This window comes from Parasphingorhabdus sp. (assembly GCF_965233695.1).
In the GTDB taxonomy this organism is placed as follows: domain Bacteria; phylum Pseudomonadota; class Alphaproteobacteria; order Sphingomonadales; family Sphingomonadaceae; genus Parasphingorhabdus.
In genome coordinates, this window is sequence record NZ_OZ247497.1 from 729,922 (window position 1) to 747,341 (window position 17,420).

Annotated in this window: 16 protein-coding genes; 13 read left to right on the forward strand and 3 right to left on the reverse strand. The window is 52.9% G+C overall.

Annotated features, from left to right (window positions below):
* Positions 1 to 3: 3 nt before the first annotated feature.
* Genes ACO6S1_RS03395 through ACO6S1_RS03420 form a run of 6 tightly spaced genes read left to right on the forward strand, consistent with a single transcriptional unit; the run spans position 4 to position 6,332 of the window.
* Positions 4 to 690, forward strand: a complete 687-nt coding sequence (locus tag ACO6S1_RS03395) for a virB8 family protein (RefSeq protein WP_422344954.1) — start codon at positions 4 to 6, stop codon at positions 688 to 690.
* Positions 687 to 1,547 carry a P-type conjugative transfer protein VirB9 gene (virB9, locus tag ACO6S1_RS03400; protein ID WP_422344955.1) on the forward strand — a complete coding sequence of 287 codons (861 nt, stop codon included), beginning with the start codon at positions 687 to 689 and terminating at the stop codon, positions 1,545 to 1,547. Before ACO6S1_RS03395 ends, virB9 begins: the two co-directional genes overlap by 4 nt.
* Positions 1,547 to 2,737 (forward strand): type IV secretion system protein VirB10, encoded by a 1,191-nt coding sequence (gene virB10, locus ACO6S1_RS03405; RefSeq protein WP_422344956.1) that lies wholly within the window; start codon positions 1,547 to 1,549, stop codon positions 2,735 to 2,737. The genes virB9 and virB10 overlap by 1 nt, the downstream gene beginning before the upstream one ends.
* The gene (virB11, locus tag ACO6S1_RS03410) at positions 2,737 to 3,747 is read left to right on the forward strand and encodes a P-type DNA transfer ATPase VirB11 (protein WP_422344957.1); all 1,011 of its coding nucleotides are present in this window, start codon (positions 2,737 to 2,739) and stop codon (positions 3,745 to 3,747) included. The genes virB10 and virB11 overlap by 1 nt, the downstream gene beginning before the upstream one ends.
* Positions 3,719 to 5,554 carry a type IV secretory system conjugative DNA transfer family protein gene (locus tag ACO6S1_RS03415; RefSeq protein WP_422344958.1) on the forward strand — a complete coding sequence of 612 codons (1,836 nt, stop codon included), beginning with the start codon at positions 3,719 to 3,721 and terminating at the stop codon, positions 5,552 to 5,554. Before virB11 ends, ACO6S1_RS03415 begins: the two co-directional genes overlap by 29 nt.
* The gene (locus ACO6S1_RS03420; protein WP_335660862.1) at positions 5,547 to 6,332 is read left to right on the forward strand and encodes an LPD7 domain-containing protein; all 786 of its coding nucleotides are present in this window, start codon (positions 5,547 to 5,549) and stop codon (positions 6,330 to 6,332) included. The genes ACO6S1_RS03415 and ACO6S1_RS03420 overlap by 8 nt, the downstream gene beginning before the upstream one ends.
* Positions 6,333 to 6,449: 117 nt before the next feature.
* On the opposite strand, the gene ACO6S1_RS03425 is transcribed toward ACO6S1_RS03420, so the two are convergent.
* From ACO6S1_RS03425 to ACO6S1_RS03435, 3 genes are all read right to left on the reverse strand, one after another.
* Positions 6,450 to 6,986, reverse strand: a complete 537-nt coding sequence (locus tag ACO6S1_RS03425; protein ID WP_335660861.1) for a phosphatase PAP2 family protein — start codon at positions 6,984 to 6,986, stop codon at positions 6,450 to 6,452.
* 226 nt (positions 6,987 to 7,212) lie between these two features.
* Positions 7,213 to 9,453, reverse strand: coding sequence for a catalase/peroxidase HPI (katG, locus tag ACO6S1_RS03430; RefSeq protein WP_335660860.1), 2,241 nt, complete (start codon positions 9,451 to 9,453; stop codon positions 7,213 to 7,215).
* A 278-nt stretch (positions 9,454 to 9,731) separates the two neighbouring features.
* The gene (locus ACO6S1_RS03435; RefSeq protein WP_335660859.1) at positions 9,732 to 10,214 is read right to left on the reverse strand and encodes a rubrerythrin family protein; all 483 of its coding nucleotides are present in this window, start codon (positions 10,212 to 10,214) and stop codon (positions 9,732 to 9,734) included.
* Between the two features lie 197 nt (positions 10,215 to 10,411).
* On the opposite strand from ACO6S1_RS03435, the gene ACO6S1_RS03440 reads away from it, so the two are divergent.
* The 7 genes from ACO6S1_RS03440 to ACO6S1_RS03470 all read left to right on the forward strand — a co-directional run bounded on the left by ACO6S1_RS03440 (position 10,412) and on the right by ACO6S1_RS03470 (position 17,119).
* Positions 10,412 to 10,693, forward strand: a complete 282-nt coding sequence (locus tag ACO6S1_RS03440) for a PepSY domain-containing protein (RefSeq protein ID WP_335660858.1) — start codon at positions 10,412 to 10,414, stop codon at positions 10,691 to 10,693.
* 2 nt (positions 10,694 to 10,695) lie between these two features.
* A complete protein-coding gene (locus ACO6S1_RS03445; RefSeq protein WP_335660857.1) occupies positions 10,696 to 11,316 on the forward strand; it encodes a cytochrome b/b6 domain-containing protein in 621 nt (206 codons plus the stop codon).
* Complete coding sequence (locus ACO6S1_RS03450) at positions 11,294 to 11,983, forward strand: response regulator transcription factor (RefSeq protein WP_335660856.1); 690 nt, start codon at positions 11,294 to 11,296, stop codon at positions 11,981 to 11,983. The genes ACO6S1_RS03445 and ACO6S1_RS03450 overlap by 23 nt, the downstream gene beginning before the upstream one ends.
* Before the next feature lie 4 nt (positions 11,984 to 11,987).
* Positions 11,988 to 13,319, forward strand: a complete 1,332-nt coding sequence (locus tag ACO6S1_RS03455; RefSeq protein ID WP_335660855.1) for a HAMP domain-containing sensor histidine kinase — start codon at positions 11,988 to 11,990, stop codon at positions 13,317 to 13,319.
* Positions 13,320 to 13,368: 49 nt separating this feature from the next.
* The gene (locus tag ACO6S1_RS03460) at positions 13,369 to 14,070 is read left to right on the forward strand and encodes a VIT family protein (RefSeq protein WP_335660854.1); all 702 of its coding nucleotides are present in this window, start codon (positions 13,369 to 13,371) and stop codon (positions 14,068 to 14,070) included.
* Between the two features lie 840 nt (positions 14,071 to 14,910).
* Positions 14,911 to 15,498 carry a hypothetical protein gene (locus tag ACO6S1_RS03465; protein ID WP_422344959.1) on the forward strand — a complete coding sequence of 196 codons (588 nt, stop codon included), beginning with the start codon at positions 14,911 to 14,913 and terminating at the stop codon, positions 15,496 to 15,498.
* Positions 15,461 to 17,119, forward strand: a complete 1,659-nt coding sequence (locus tag ACO6S1_RS03470) for an ABC transporter ATP-binding protein (protein WP_335660852.1) — start codon at positions 15,461 to 15,463, stop codon at positions 17,117 to 17,119. The genes ACO6S1_RS03465 and ACO6S1_RS03470 overlap by 38 nt, the downstream gene beginning before the upstream one ends.
* Positions 17,120 to 17,420: the final 301 nt, after the last annotated feature.

Consider the following 17,420-nt stretch of genomic DNA (forward strand, 5'->3'; position numbering starts at 1 on the left):
GCGGTGGCTGGCGGCGTCACTGATAGAGATGATCTCAAAGCCTATTTTGCGGAAAGCGCAAGCTGGGACCGCGACCGCTTTGTTGCAGCGCGGCGTTCAAAACGGCTCGCGTGGATAGTTGCTGCGATTGCCAGCGGTCTTGCGATTACCGGCGTTGCCGCTGTTGCAATGCTGACGCCGCTAAAAACCGTCGCGCCCTATGTCATCACTGTCGATAAGGCGACCGGCGCGAGTGAGATTACCGCGCAGATGTCGGGCGATAACCAGATCACCTACAATGAAGCTGTCGCCAAATATTTTCTCGCCGATTATGTCCGCAACCGCGAGGGCTGGATACCGCAAGCACGCAAAGAGTTTTTTGAGGGCGTGCTGGCGATGTCATCCCGCGAGGAACAGGCACGCTGGACCGCCTTCTATAGCAAAGACAATGCAAGCTCACCGCAGAACGTCTTCACCGATCTCGATACAATATTCATCGCGGTTAAATCGGTCACATTCGTCTCCGAAAACGTAGCGCAAATACGCTTCACTAAATCGCTCCAGCAAGGGTCGCGCGTTACTGACACGCAGGCCATCGCAACCGTGACCTACGATACCACGGACACACCAACTACCGAACAGCAACGGTTCAAAAATCCGCTGGGGCTGGAAGTGCAAACTTACCGCGCTGATCTGGAGGTCACACCATGAAAAATCTAAGAAACTTCACCCTATTGGCGATGCTGCTTAGCGGATCACCAATAATGGCTGGTGAAACCCCTCAGCCAACGGCGCAAGACAACCGAATCCGCGAAGTCATCTATGACGAGAATCAGGTTTTCCGTATTGTGGGCGTTTTTCGGTCGGCAACGCAGATCGTATTTTCACCGGGCGAACGGGTAGAGCATGTCGCGCTTGGCGACACGATATCCTGGGAGGTTGCCCCGGCTGAAAATTCGCTGTTCATCAAACCTCGCGAACGAGCTGGCCCAACCAATCTGATCGTCATCACGCGTTCAAATACAGGAAATCGCACCTATACTTTCGAGCTGAGCGCACGCAGGGGAGCCATTCGAGAAAGAACACCGGATACCTTCTTTAAGGTAGCCTTCCGCTATCCGCGCGAAGAGGCAGCAGCGGCGCAAGCTGCTGCAACGCAGGCAGCATATACTCAGGCAGTAGCGCTCCAATCCGGAGCAATCCGTTCGGCGCTTGATCTTGGTGTTCTCGAAGGCACTCGCAATCTAAAATACAGTGTTCAGGGATCATCGGAAATCCAGCCTTCCGAAATTACTGACAATGGGCAATTTACCGCCCTGCGTTTTCCGAACCAGCGCGAATTACCTGCAATATTTGCAATCAATCCCGATGGCACTGAGAGCATTGTTCCGTTTGATGTTCGCGATGAGTTTGTGGTTGTTCACGGCGTGTTTGCGCAGCTTCGTTTGCGGCGCGGCAAGAAAGTGCTGTGCATCTTCAATGACGCACCTGATTTTTATGGACGCGATCCCAAGACCGGCACGGCATCAAGCGTCGTTGAACGCACAGATGATGGGGAGACACGGTGATGGCCGATACAGCCAATGACGTCGGAGCCGCTGAACGCGCTGAAGTCGATCAAACCCCTAACCCAGACGAAATTGACCGCAGCCCTTCTGGCGAACGCGGTAGCAAAATGCCGTCTATTCCCGGCACCACTGTGGACCCGAAAAAGATGATCGGCTTTGCCGCCGCCGCTGGTGCGCTTATGTTTACGGTACTGGCACTTGGAACCGGGCTAACCGGCAATTCAGAATTGCCGCCCGTAAAACCAAAACCAGCGCTTGAAGCGGCAGACTATGACCCGGCCACGGTGATTGCACCGACGCTCGCAGAAGCTGGAACCGATCCCAATGCGCCTATTCCATTGGGGGAACCGGTTGTTCCAGCTATTGGCCCTCAGCCCCTGCCCCCACAGGGCCAAGCGACAACTACCGTGCAGCCGCGTCAGCAATCGCCAGCTGAAGCGCTGCGAGAAGCTTCGCGGCAGTCAACACTTATTGCCTTTGGCGGTGAGCGCGCTGGTGGAGGCAGTGCAGCCAACTATAACGCGGCTGTTAGTGGAACGAGCACCGGAGAGGCTTCACCCCGGCAAGCCACCAATCTTGATACGCTCCGGCGCGCGTCGGTAATCGGACAGGCTCGGGCACGCCAGCTTCCCAACCGAAATTTCCTGATTACCGCGGGAAGCTTCATTCCGTGCGTCCTGCAAACCGCGATGGATTCAAGTCAGCCCGGCTATGTGAGCTGCATTGTCCCGCGCAATGTCTATTCCGACAATGGCCGGGTTGTGCTTCTGGAAAAAGGCACGAAGATCTTTGGCGAATATCAAGGCGGCCTCAATCGCGGACAATACCGCCTGTTTGTCCTCTGGACGCGCGCAGTAACACCGCGCGGCATCGCGATTGATGTCGGCTCGCCGGCAACCGACACACTTGGTCGCGGCGGTGTTGATGGTAAAGTCGAAAATTTTTTCTGGAAACGATTTGGCACCGCTTTGCTTTTTAGTCTTGTCGAGGATGCAGCGACCGTTGGAGCAGAAGCGGTCGGCAATAATGGCTCGAACACAACCCGTGTTCCATCTGACGCAGCCTCCACCGTCTTGCAGCAGAATGGCGAAATCAAGCCGGTCCTGCGCAAAAATCAGGGTGAGGATGTTGGAATAACCGTCGCACAGGACTTCGATTTCTCGACCGTTTACGGCCTTGCGCTTCAATAATGGCCGCGCCGGGTAAAAACACCGCTGTTCTGGACAGCGTGACCCAACCTTTAGCTAAATATCTTGATGATGCGAGCGTCACCGAACTGGTTATCAATCTTCCCGGTGAGGTCGGCATTGAGCGGGGCGGACGCTGGACATGGGAAAATGAGCCATCGCTCGATTTCAAAACGCTGATGGCGCTGGCAACTGCTGCAGCCGCCTATACAGCGCAGGACATCAACCGCGAAAATCCGATAGTTTCAACCATCTTTCCAAGCGGTGAGCGGGTGCAAATTATTGTCCCGCCGGTTGTCCCTGATGAAACGGTCTCAATCACCATTCGCAAACCATCAAGCGTGTCCATGACACTGGATGATTTCGAAGCAGCGGGCTTGTTCAAAAACACTCGGATTGCTGAAAAAAAGGTCAGCCAGCATGAGTTAGACTTACTCACACTGCTTCGCGCAGGTCATCATGTCGAATTCTTCGATGCTGCGGTCAAAGCAAAACTGAACATTCTCATCTCGGGCGCGACCGGCTCTGGCAAAACCACATTTTCCAAGGGATTGATCCAACTGATCCCTTCCGAAGAACGGCTCCTAACCATTGAAGATACGCGCGAATTGATCGTTCCTCAGAAGAATGTCGTGCACATGCTCTATGCGAAGGACGGGCAAGGCACCGCCAATGTTACTGCCAAGCATTTGCTGGAAAGCGCGCTCAGGATGCGCCCTGATCGCATCTTGCTTCAGGAGCTGCGGGATGGGACGGCGTTCTTTTACCTGCGCAACGTCAATTCAGGTCATCCAGGATCGATTACTACTATCCATGCCGATTCCGCCGAACTGGCGTTCGAGCAGCTGACTTTGCTGGTCAAGGAAAGCGAAGGCGGCTCCGATCTTGCGCGCGATGATATTCGGGCGTTGCTAAAAATGCTCGTGGATTGCGTTGTCCAGATCAAAAAAACCGATGGCAAATTTCGGGTAACGGAGATCTATTATGACCCAGAAGGCAGGCACGCCGCCTGACGGCGGCGCGTTAAGATTACTCATCGGAATCCCGTTCGGGCTGTTCATTGCACTCGCCATAGCCAGTATGATTGGGTGGCTTATTCTAGGTCTGCCCGTCACTGTCTATGATCCGCTCAAAATTCCCCAGTTCATCTGGTATTATCGCGGCGATCCGCAAGTTGTGCGGGCGATGGCGGGTGGTTTGATCGGCGGGGGCTTGCTTCTGGTGGGCCTATTCTATGCGCTTTGGGCGCGCGGTGCGCCGCTGCATGGAGCTGCGCGCTTTGCCCGTGAAAGCGAGGTCAAGCGCCACGGCTTTCGCGCCCGCTCCGGTATCGTTCTTGGCCGCAAAGGCGGCCGTTTCCTGACCTTTGGTGGCAGCGAGCATGTCATCGTCGAAGCTCCAACCCGCTCGGGTAAAGGCACGGGTATTGTCATTCCCAACCTGCTGACATGGCAGGGCTCGGTTGTCGTCCTCGATGTGAAACGCGAAAATTACGATGCGAGCGCGGGGTTTCGCGCCCATTATGGTCAGGACGTCTATCTGTTCAACCCGACCGACCGCGAAGGCCGCACTGCCCGTTACAATCCGCTGGCCTACATCAACCGCGATGATACCGATGATGTCATTATCGAATTGCAGAAGATCGCGACAATGCTGTTTGTTGCGCCCGACCACGGCGAAGCCTTTTGGGCCAACGGCGCACGGACCGGATTTGCTGGTGTCGGTGCATGGATTGCCGAAACCAGCGACGAGCCTCTAACGATGGGCGCAATCTATCGCCATTTGAACCAAGGCGACGCGCGCGGTTTTTTCAAAAAGGAACTGGGCAATCCTAGCCTGATCCTGTCGGTCGGATGCCGGACCGCCCTTGCCGATTTTGCTGGTGGTTCAGACAATAGCTTTGCTGACGTCAAGAAAACGATCACAAACGTCCTCGGTCTTTGGCTCAACCCCCTGGTTGATGCCGCAACCGCAGCAAGCGACTTCGATCTTCGCCAACTCCGCAAACGGCCTATCTCGATCTACCTTGGTGTATCACCCGATGAACTGGACCGCATAGCCCCGCTCTACAATCTCCTGTTCCAGCAGCTTATTGACCTCAACGTGCGAGAACTACCCGGTGAGACCACGCCGATACCAGTGCTGGTCATCCTAGATGAATTTGCGCGGCTTGGCCGCGCATCGGTGATTGCGAGCGCCTTTTCCTATGTCGCAGGTTACGGGATCAGGCTCCTTCCGGTCATTCAGTCACGTTCGCAATTGCGCGGTGTTTACGGCGAGCATGTCGCCGATGAAATCGTCGCCAATTGCGGCGTCGAAGTGGCGTTTACGCCAAAAGAACTGCGCGTCGCCAACGATCTGTCCGAACGCATCGGCTATGTAGGACAGGACAGCATTACCAAGTCGCTCACCATCAATGGATTACTCGCCAATCGGTCGAAATCCATTTCAGAGCAACGCCGCGCCTTGATGCTACCGCAAGAACTGATGCAATTTTCAGCCGGTAAGCTAGTTTTGCTGCGCGGCGGCATCCCGCCAATCATCGGCTCGAAGATCGCCTATTTCAGGAACCGCTTCTTCAAGAAACGGGCTATGCTCCCACCTTTGGTCCCGCTTATCGAACGGCGAACTCAAATTGCGACTGTTCCCGCGCCATTCCGGGAAATGAGCGACGAAGAGGCAGAAGGGAATCCGGCCCATCCCCTGAATCCGGATGCCATACGCACCGAAGATTATCCGAGCTTCTGCGCCGATTTGCTGACCATTGATCGGAACGGCCAGGTGCAAGGCATTTTAGAGGAAGGCGATGAGAATGGCTGACGAACTAGAAGGCGCCGCCCCGCGCGCGCGAAGTCTTGATGGTGCGGCAAAGTCTGAGAAGGCTAAACCCGCACCGACCAAGTCAAAACGCAAAACTGAAAGGCCGACCATCACCGACGATCTCACAGGCAAGTTTCTTCGCGTCGGTAATAAGCTCTACCGGACTTCGGATGACAAAACACCATTTGTCCGGCTCGAAGCTGACCGCCTCAAAACCCGCAATATCGATGCCCTTCCCGACATTATCCGCATCGCTAAGGCCAATGGCTGGACTTCAATCCAGATCAACGGCGGCGACAAATTCAAAAAGGCCGCATTTCTTGCAGCTTCCGCGCAGGGGTTGTCCGTCGAGAACTATCGGCCGTCAAAAGTCGTTCAGGCCGAGGCTGACCGTCTCAGCGCACGGATTGCTGAACGGGAAAAACGTCGCGAGCCGAAGAAATCTAGGACCACTAAAACGAAACCTGAAGAAGAACCGATCAAACTGAGAGCACTGTCCAAAAGATTCCTGAGCCAGTCCCATGCAGAAAACGCGCGAGACCCCGACCTCCGTCGCGCACAAAGTCTGGTCGCCCAGACCATATCCATCGCGCGCGCAAAACATCCCGATGATGCGGTTAAAGCGGCAAAGGAAGTTGAAGCCAAACGGCAGGAAGTTGCGATCCGTATCGCCAAAGGAGACAAAATCGCCGTCATTCAGGTGCGTAACCAGCAGGCACAGCGCATCCGCGAAATTACACAGGATCAGGTATTGCAGCGGAATGGACGTTCTCGCTAACGGTAACGCAATATGGTGAAATTGTCTGTGACTGACATTCGGTTTATGTACGGGTCACTCTCGCAAAATGCGTACCGCGAACTTCACTGCTTTCACCAATAGCAATCATCCGTAGAGTCAAAACCGCGCTGCAACTGAGATACCGGCACTTTTTGTGCTGGCCCAGGGAAACACTTGAACATTATTGTTGCGCTTTGAAGTAATCAGAAAGCCGCTGGTTTCACCGATGGCAGCTCCTACCAATACGTCAGCGACGTCGTGTTTGCGCGCTTCAATGCGGGATAATCCGACAAATGCCGCCACTACTTGTGCGGGTAGGCCAGCTTTCCAACCATAACGATTGGTGATCGTCGCGGCGGCTGCAAAGGACACCGACGTATGACCAGAAGGAAAGCTGCGATTGTCACTGCCGTCTGGGCGCAATTTGGGGAATGTTTCTTTTAATCCCTGTGTGATCAAGCCGGCGGCTGCGATGCTGCCCGCAGCCTGTAAATCACCATTCCAATCTTCCTGAACCGCAGGCGCTCCAAGTGCAATCACAACGAGCCCAATCTCAGCTGCTGTGCCAGCATCAGCCCACCCTTTCTCACTGGCTTGAGCAGGGGAAACGGAAAGAAGCACCGAGACAGCTGAGCCAAAATAGTATTTCTTCATAAGCAGCACCTGACTGAATAAAATATGACCGCCCAACGCCTGAGATCTTTTGCCTACTTCGGTTGATGTACACGTGAACAGGGTCTTTGCCCTTTGTCAAAAGGCTCTCAAAATTAATACCGACCGGGCTGCGAGGGCGCTGCCCGGTCGGTACGCGCTAGCGAAGCGACCCGTTAAACTTGGTTCACTAGCGAAACTGTTCCTTCAACTGCAGATCGATCTGAGTTTACTGACGATCAAGATTCATCACTGTGGTCCAAGCCCTTACAAAATCCTGATTAAATTTCGCTTTGGCATCATTCGAGGCATATACCTCTGCTACCGCACGTAGCTCGGAGTTTGATCCAAAGACGAGATCGACAGGTGTCGCCGTATATTTAAGTGCATCGGTTTCCCGGTCACGCCCTTCGTAAAGGCCCGCGTCATTGGGCGACTTCGACCACTTGGTGGACATATCGAGCAGATTCACGAAGAAATCATTGCTCAAGGTGCCCGGGCGATCTGTAAACACACCATTGGCCGATTGCCCCGAATTTGCATTCAATCCGCGCATTCCGCCAACGAGAACCGTCATTTCTGGAACAGTCAGGTCGAGCAAGTTTGCTCTTTCTACGAGCATCTTTGCGGGTGGATAAAGGCTGTTCGCCGCGTAATAGTTCCGAAAACCGTCCGCTGTTGGTTCCAACGCGGCAAAGGAAACTGCATCAGTCTGATCTTGCGCCGCATCTACCCGGCCAGGGGTAAACGGAACTTTGATATTGCTACCACGCTGGCTAGCAGCCTGCTCAATCGCAGTATTCCCGCCCAGAATGATCAAATCTGCGAGCGAGACCCTTTTGCCTGATTTTTGTGAGCGGTTAAATGCCGTTTGAATTGTAGTTAGCTTTTTCAACACGCTGCGCAATTCGGCAGGGTTATTTGCAAGCCAGTTAATTTGAGGCTCAAGCCGGACGCGCGCTCCATTAGCCCCGCCTCGCATGTCTGTTTGCCGGTAGGTAGCAGCCGATGCCCATGCCGTCCTGACCAGTTGCGGCACACTCAGGCCGGATTTTAGAATTTCCGATTTGAGCTGAACAATCTCCGCATTACCTATTTGTGCGTAATCAGCTTTTGGCAGCGGGTCTTGCCATGAAAATTGCTGAGCAGGCACGTCCTTGCCGAGATAGGTGGAACTTGGCCCCATATCGCGATGAGTTAGTTTGAACCAAGCCCGAGCAAACGCATCCTTGAACTCTTCGGGATTATCGTGAAAGCGCTGCGAAATCACGCGGAAGCCGGGGTCTTCTTTTAGCGCAAGATCGGTCGTGAACATGATCGGTGCATGTGTCTTGCCTTTGACATGCGCATCGGGAACCAAATTGGCTGCGGCAGGAGCCGTAGGAATCCATTGAGTTGCTCCGGCCGGGCTTTTCGTTTTGACCCAATCGAAACGGAAGAGATTGTCAAAGTATTGGGTCGTGAATGCAACCGGATTGGACGTCCATGCACCTTCCAGCCCGCTGGACACGGTGTCTTCGGCATTACCCTTCCCGCATTTGTTTTTCCAACCAAATCCCTGTTCTTCCACGCCCGCCCCAGTTGGGTCAGGACCAACACATTCATCTGGTTTGCGCGCGCCATGCGCTTTGCCAAAAGTATGTCCGCCAGCGATAAGAGCAATCGTCTCCTCGTCGTTCATCGCCATATTACCAAAAGCAATGCGAATGGCCTTTGCGGCTGCCAGAGGATCAGGATTGCCGCCCGGTCCTTCCGGATTGACGTAGATAAGTCCCATCTGGGTTGCTGCCAGCGGGCCGATGAGGTTGCCCTCCCTGTCGAAGCGATCAGCCGCGAGGAATTTCGTTTCTGGTCCCCAGAAAACCATATCCGGTTCCCAGGTATCGACACGGCCACCAGCAAAACCAATGGTCTTGAATCCCATGTTCTCCAACGCGACGTTGCCAGAAAGAACCATAAGGTCTCCCCAGGAAAGCTTGCGTCCGTATTTCTGTTTGATCGGCCATACGAGGCGGCGCGCTTTGTCGAGACTGACATTGTCAGGCCAAGAGTTCAGCGGCTCAAAACGCTGTTCGCCGCCGCCAGCCCCGCCGCGGCCATCACCGACCCGGTATGTTCCGGCGCTGTGCCAAGCCATGCGGATGAAGAACGGGCCGTAATTGCCATAGTCGGCCGGCCACCAAGGTTGCGATGTCGTGAGAACTTTCTCGATGTCGGCTTTGACAGCATCGAGATCGAGCGTGGCAAATTCCGCCGCGTAATCGAAATCATCACCATAGGGATTGGCACCTGCATCTTGCTGACGCAGTGCTGTCAGGTCGAGCTTGTCTGGCCACCAGTCCTGATTGGACATTGGTTTTGCCTGTGGTTTCGCGTCACTCTCTGACTGAGCCGCAGCAGGCGCGGAAAGGAGCATCGGCGACATTACAGTTGCCATAAGGGCCAAAATTGATGTTGTGTTCTTGTTCATAAGATTCCTCCTGATTTAAGTCCGTTGCTTGATTGAAAAATTTGTTATTCGGGGTGTGGTAAAGTGTCGGCCGGGCGATGGGGGTTAAACCCGGCCGACAACACGCCGAAAGCCTACTCAACAATTTGGCATTCAGACGTATTTCCAAAAGTGCAGTTCCGTTCCTTATATCTCCTAACCCAGGGTGCATTTTCTAAAGATTCCATCGATTTAGAAATTGCCGTATCGTTGTGCCGACCGGGCGCGGGCGTGATCCCGACCGGCACCGCTGACGATCATTATTTTGTTTTTAATCTCGCCAGCGCAGCCTTATATGCGTCATAATGCACACCTTCATCGACGGCGATCTGGCGGAACATTGCGGCCACTTTCATATCGCCGTCGGCTTCTGCCTGAGTTGCAAATTCTACGTACATCTTGGTATTTTCGTAATGCTCGCCAGCCATTGCATCTTCCAGATTGACGTCGCTTGAGCTGCCAAGTTGCAGTGCCTCAGCTTCACGGTCAAAATGTTCGTTCGCTTCGATATTCGCGGAATCGCGGAAAAGTTGAGCGAGTTCTGACTGCCCCTTCTCATCGGCCTGGTCAGCATAACGCTGATATTTAAGATTAGCGAAGGCCTCACCATGCATCGCGGTTTCAAGATTGGCCTTAGTTTGCGGCGAGAGTTCCTTGGCACTATCACCTTGGCCAGCAAACGCAGCCGTACCTGCAAAGGACAACGCTAGGATAGCGGCGCTCATTTTTACAAAAGTCTTCATGGTGTGTCTCCGAAAATTCTTCGCATCGTTGCGACCATTCTCTGATCGACCAGATTCCTGACTGCGTCCTGACGAGGCAGTAATTAATTCTCGGAATTTCGTAACTATTTGCACAGCGCGTCAGCACTTCGTCAGCTTTGCGGAGCATCTAACAAGTGTCGGCCCAATTTCTTGGCCAAATAAATGGAGTGACAATTATGAAGACCAAGCTTTTGATTTCAGCAGCGGCAACTATCGCAGCGATGACCTTTTCCTCAGCCGCTCTTGCCAGTCCGGTTTGCACAGCGCAACCGCAAAGCAAATGGATCGCGCCGGCAAAGATGAAGGCCAAGATTGCCAAAATGGGCTTTAAGTCAATTAAAGTCTTTCAAGTTTCGGGCAGCTGTTATGAAATTTATGCCATCAACAAAGATGGGCGCCGCGCCGAGGTTTATTTCAATCCCGTAACGGGCGCTGTCGTCCAGAATAATGTAGACTGACCGTGAAAGATGATAATCCTCTAGTCGATCAAGTTCCGACGGGTCAGGTTGGAAAAACCTTTGTAAGAAGCCAGCGGATCAAAGTTTGGGATCCGCTGGTACGCATCTTTCATTGGACGGTTGCGCTTGGCACTATCGCTAACCTGACCGTGCTTCGGCATGTCGAAGACCCGCATATATATCTAGGCTATGCTATGGTCGCAGCGCTGCTTGTCCGCTTGATCTGGGGCTTCGTCGGAAAAGGACATGCTCGCTTTTCAGCTTTTGTGCCTGGTCCAAAGAAATTGCTTGGATACGGAGCTGCCTTGATGGCTCGCCGAGAACCGAGATATATTGGCCATAATCCCGCTGGCGCAATAATGATGCTCGTTTTGATGGCGCTCGTCGCTGGCTTGGGAATTACCGGCTGGATGATGGGCAGTGACCAATTCTGGGGAGAGCCCTGGGTGGAAGAGCTGCATGAAACTCTGGCCAATATAATCATTGGCGCAGCTGTGCTCCATGTCGGTGCGGCGATTGTAGAAAGTGTCCGTCAACGGGAAAATATGCCATGGTCGATGATTACCGGCTATAAGCGTGCAGCTTCTGGATCGGATATTGATGATGCGCCTGCTTCTCGTTGAAGACAATCCCCGTTTGGCAACGCTCATTCGTGATGGATTGGATCGTCAGGGGTTTGCCATTGACTGGTATGAGACAATTGAAGGGGCACAGCATGCCATGCAGATTGGTGATTATGATCTGGTGTTGTTAGATCTCGGATTGCCTGATGGAGATGGTCTCGATCTTGTGACAGCTATGCGCGCTCAGATGGACCAAACCCCTATCTTGATTATGACGGCGCGCGGCGGGCTTGACGACCGGGTGGCCGGATTAGATGCAGGCGCAGATGACTATTTGGTCAAGCCATTCCAGATACCAGAATTGGCAGCGCGCTGCCGCGCTCTTTTGCGGCGACCAGGCCACGCGTTGGAGGCCGTGCTTCATGTTGGGAATGTATCGCTAAACCCTGCCGAACGGACAGTTCATGTTGGTGATATTGCTGTCGATACTGCGCCGCGCGAAGTTGATCTGCTTGAAGTGCTGCTTCGCAGAAGCGGCCATGTTGTAGCCAAGCAATCGATTGAGAGCGCGCTATATTCGATGGATGCCGAGATAACACCGAATGCTATGGAAGCCTCGATTTCAAGACTTCGCAAACGTCTCTCGGCAGCATCTGCCGATGTCCAGATTAAAACAATTCACGGGGTCGGCTATGCGCTATATGCTCCATCGAATGTTACCGAATAAGTTTATGACGCAAAATGAACAATCTAAAGGGCCTACATTATTCCGTCAGATTGCTACCCGGTTAGCAATCTTTACCTTATTGTTTGCGGTCCTTGATATCGGGATCGTAATTTTCACTTATGGCCAGCAACCACAGTCGCTGGCGGAAGAACTGCTGACACTTGAAGCGGATAAAATGGATGGCAGCAAGTTCACCGACCTAGACCAGTTTGCGGGGCCGCCCGAATCAACCCATTGGTTCGCAAGCTATGTCGACAGCAATCTGGGCAATTCCGGAAGTTTGTCCGCCGCATATCCATCACCTAATCGCGGGACGCTCATGGATTGGACGCGCCGGGAGAAACTATCGCAAGGCTTCCGCATTTCAGGCGTGCGATCAGTAGTTATCGCAGGGGAGCAGCGTTGGCTCTACATGCAATTCGAAGGCAGAGGCATCAGCCCATATGTTCCCGTAATTATTAATGAGCTTATTCAGCATGTCGCTCTCCCGCTGATACCGCTTTCGCTACTTATGCTTCTGTTCAATATTTTTGCTGTGCGCCGCGTGTTGAATCCCTTGCGGCGCGCCGAGGCAGAGGTTGATCGGCTTGATCCTGAAGACATGGCGCTTCGCATAACCGAACCCAGAGAACCCAGAGAAGTTACAACATTGGTTCGGGCAGTTAACCGGGCACTGGAGCGACTCGATAGCTCAATGGCAATTTTGCGATCCTTTACCGCCAATGCAGCGCATGAACTGCGTACACCGCTATCGATCATGCAATTGTCAATCGACCAGTTGCCCAAAGGCGAACAGCGTGATGCGCTTTTGACCGATAACCAGCAAATGACACGGCTTGTGAACCAGATGCTCGACCTTGCCCAGGCGGACGCCAAAGCGTTTGAAACCGGGGCACCGGTTGACCTGGTCGAAGTTGGCCGCAAGGCTGTAACACAGCTTGCCCCTGCCGCTTTTGCAGCCGGGCGCGACCTTGTTTTTGAGGATTATGGCACAGCAACAACCAAGGGTCATGAGGAAGCGATTTTCCGCATTTATCGCAACCTTATCGACAATGCGCTCGCGCATGCGCCGGGCAATACACCTATTGAAATAGAAGTTGGTCCAGGCCCCCGGTTCAGTGTGCGGGATTATGGTCCAGGAATTTCAGAAACGGATGGTCCCAAACTTTTCGAGAGATTCTGGCGGAAAAATCGCAGTACCGGCCGGGGAGCGGGCCTTGGGCTGGGAATAGTCCAAAGATTGGCCGAAGCGCATGGCGGATCGATAGCCTTTGAAAATCCGGAAGGCGGCGGCGCAAAATTCATTGTCACCTTCCCTTCCGATACCGCCGCATAAATTTTGGGTCATACAGTTTCCGATATTAACTAGCTGAAAGCGAAATATCATGAGCAGATTACACATTCATCCAGAGGCCCACCTGGTTTCGCGTATAGGGTGGCTTCGTGCGGCCGTTTTGGGAGCCAATGACGGAATTGTCTCGACTGCCAGTCTGATAATCGGCGTTGCAGCGGCGTCGGCGGGGACGAGCGAAATCATGGTCGCGGGATCAGCTGGGCTGGTTGCCGGGGCCATGTCGATGGCGGCCGGCGAATATGTATCGGTGAGTTCACAAGCTGATACCGAGCAAGCCGATCTTGCGCGCGAAGCTGCCGAGCTCGCGACCAATCCGGTTGGTGAACATGCAGAGCTTGCAGGCATTTATGTTGCCAGGGGATTGAACCAAGAAACAGCAAATGCCGTTGCCGAACAACTGATGGCGAAAGATGCACTTGCGGCCCATGCACATGACGAACTCGCCATAACAGAACATACTGCTGCCCAGCCAATTCTTGCTGCGCTGACTTCGGCCGGCACATTTACGGTAGGCGCTGCGCTCCCTTTGATTTTGGTCGTATTCTCTCCTGCTCTATCATTGGTGCCAATTGTGGCGATTGCATCTTTGCTTTTCTTAGCACTTTTAGGCGGACTGGGCGCGAAAGCTGGCGGCGCACCGGTCGTCAAAGCAACCCTAAGGGTAACATTCTGGGGAGCGCTTGCGATGGCAATAACGGCGGGAATCGGGACGCTCGTAGGCACTGTAATATAACGTCATTCGGCATGACGGAGTTTTGCATCAATATTTGCATGGCGTGCGTCAGATGATTCGACCCGAACCAAACCGCTGCCCGCGCTACTTAACTCCCATTGGTCAAGACCAATTGAACGACGTAGTGCAATAAAATTCAATTACAAAACTATCAGGCTATTCCACTTGCCCTCAATCATCATCTAAATCTAAAAACGAGGAAGATGCCTTGTTGCGATAACACAAGTCATTTCTAAAGTAATCGATGAGCAAGTGCCTCCAAAGCGATTGGTAAACAGCATTTAATTCAAAATTCAGCCTCACGTCAGTTTTATACGCCAGTGAGAGCTAGCGCAGAAAAACTGAGAGGAATAACTAATGATGTCCGAAACAAAATTGCACCGCCGATTGTCGGCTGCCAAGCGTTCGTTCGTTACCCGTAGGGTCGACCTACAATGCGTCGAAGCATTGATTGAAAAGCCCCCAAAAGCCGGCGATATTTGTTTAGCAAGAATAGACCGTTTGGGACATCATAGTAGACTTGAACTACCAAGTGGGCGGCGGGCGTTCTTATATCCCGGCGATGAAGTTCTGCTTGCTTTTGGCGCGCGCTACGCAACCGATCAGTTTTGTTCTGAAGTGCCTGCGAACCTTGAACCATGCCAAATGGTGGCAGCAGGCGGGATCGCTTCGGCAATGTTATCACGCCATGCTAAAACGCGCCAACCTACGCAGATCACTCCCATCAGCTTACTCGCTGATGCAAAAGGAAACACAGTCAACTTAAATGGCTTCGCGGTAAATCCTGACCGGGCGTTTCATCCTCAAAGACCGCATATCGTCGCTGTCGTGGGGTCGAGCATGAATGCAGGGAAAACAACGACCGCAGCGGAGGTCGGGCGCGCGGCATTACGCGGCGGATTGCGCACCGGCGCGATAAAACTGACCGGTACCGGGTCGGGCGGTGATCTTTGGAAATATCAAGATAGCGGCATCGATCCTGTTTTTGATTTCACCGATGGCGGTTATGCCACAACTGTTGATGTATCAATTGCATCTCTCGAAATCCTATTCAATCGATTGGTGAATGCAGCTGCTGCGAGCTGCGATATCATCATCGTTGAACTTGCAGATGGCCTCTACCAGAAAGAGACAGACGGATTACTCCATTCACCGAGCTTTCGTGCCAGCATCGACAGTATTCTCTTCGCTGCATCTGATCCAATGGCCGGTATGGCGGGAGTTCAGGCACTACGTGAAATTGGCTTGGAGCCAAGCGCATTATCAGGAGCTGTTACTGCCTCGCCATTGGCCGCACAGGAACTCGAATCTTTATCTGGTGTCGAAGTATTCGGACTTCAAAGATTCGCTGCTGACGACAATGCGTTGAGCATATGCATGCGCAGCGCGCATGTTTTCGAAGAGCAGCGCCTTGCAAAATCTGCCTAAGCTCCTGACCCGAAAACGGAGCTGGCATCTGGCAGCTCTGATTTTGAATGGATTCGTGCAAGCCGGGGCCATGATTGGAATCGCAATGGTCATGAAAACGATGATTGATGGCTTGACCGTGACGGGGGCGAAACAGTCAATTTGGCCGAATGCTTTGATAATGGTGTCTGCTTCATTTTTGATCGGTTGGTTGAAGCGGCGTGAGCGGGTTGATGCGGAAACAATGGGACAGGACTATGTCGCCGACATCCGGCTCACTGTTTTTCAACATGTCAGTAAATTGTCCGCAAGGGCGCTTGGAGAAACACGCAAGGGGTTCGTCCTGTTACGCTTCGTCAATGATCTCACTGCCCTTCGCCAGTGGGTGACGATGGGTATTGCCAGATTAGCGGTATCCGGCGTCGTATTGACCGGTGCCATGTCTGCTTTGACTATCATGAATCCCATTCTGGGCGGGCTGTTATTCGCGCTCGTAGGCCTTGGCTCAATAAGCGCACTTTTTCTCGGACGCTCAATCGACCTGACAATGCGAGAGTCTCGTAAGAGACGGGCTAATATCGCCGCCAATCTAACAGAAAAGCTTGAGCATATGATTATTGTGCAAGCGTTTGCCCAGCGCAATAATGAGCGAAGAAAAGTTAAACGACAAACCCAAAGCCTGAAGCGGGCAATGATCGCGAGGGCGGGCGCGATAGGTACGTTTCGCGCTATGGTTTATGTCGTTGTCGGTTTGGCACTCACTGTCTCGGTGATGGTAGGAAGTGTGCTTGTCACAAACGATATGGCAACAACAGGCCAAATCATGGCGGCTTTGGGCGTTTTGTCGATGATAACGCCCAACCTTTTCGATTTTGGCCGGGTTTATGAATATCGTAAAAGTTACGATATTTCTCTGGAGAAAACCGAAAACCTATTGCGTAAAGGTCCAGTCATTGAAACGGCGATCGAGCCAAAGTCATTGAAACGCGTTCAAGGTCATTTGAAATTCGACAAGGTGACTGTTTCCGGGGCATTGAACGAATTTTCAGCTGAAGCATTGCCTGGAACCTGTGTTTTGATCACCGGCCCTAACGGCTCTGGAAAATCCACTCTAATGCTACTTGCCTTAAGACTGATCGAGCCAGAGAGCGGGCGTATCTTGCTGGATGGTCGCGACATTCATAAAGTCAAAACAGGGCAGTTACGCCGTTCAATTTCAATTGCATCTCCAACCCTTCCGCTCCTGCGAGGCTCGATTGGATCAAACATCGCATATGGTTCAAAAACCGCAAATGAGGATGATATTCAACAAGCAGCCGCGCGCTGCGGCATGGACGGATTAAATTCCGATTCTCCTTATTGGCTTGATTCTCCTGTTGAAGAAGGCGGCGGAAACCTAAGCGCTGGTCAGCGCATGCGCATCATTCTAGCGCGGGCCCTGCTCGGTAACCCATCGGTGCTCTTGTTAGACGAACCGGATAGCCATCTGGATGAAGATGGCATTGAGATTCTGAACAATATTATTCGTGAGTTTGAGGGCACGCTGCTCCTCGCGACACATAACCCCGCATTCTTAAAGCATTCGAAAATTCGCTGGCATCTCGACGATAGCAGCATCGAAATTGCTGAGGCTGTGGCATGAAGGAGCAACATCGATTGATTGACGTTTCAGCTGTTTCGCTACCCCTAGCGGATACCATTGATGCAAAGCGGTGGAAAGGTCGGGTGTTGTCTATTCATGACGCTGGCCCCGAACAGCTTCCATATTTCATCTTTCAGCCAACTTCACCGAAAGCTGGCTTAGCCCCCGTCGTCTCTATCCATGGCTGGACGCGTAATGCCGCGGAACACGCCTTCCGGCTTGCCAGCCTTGCCGAGACGAAAGGCGTTACTGTCATCGCCCCATTATACTCGCGAAAAGAACACAAACATTATCAAAGACT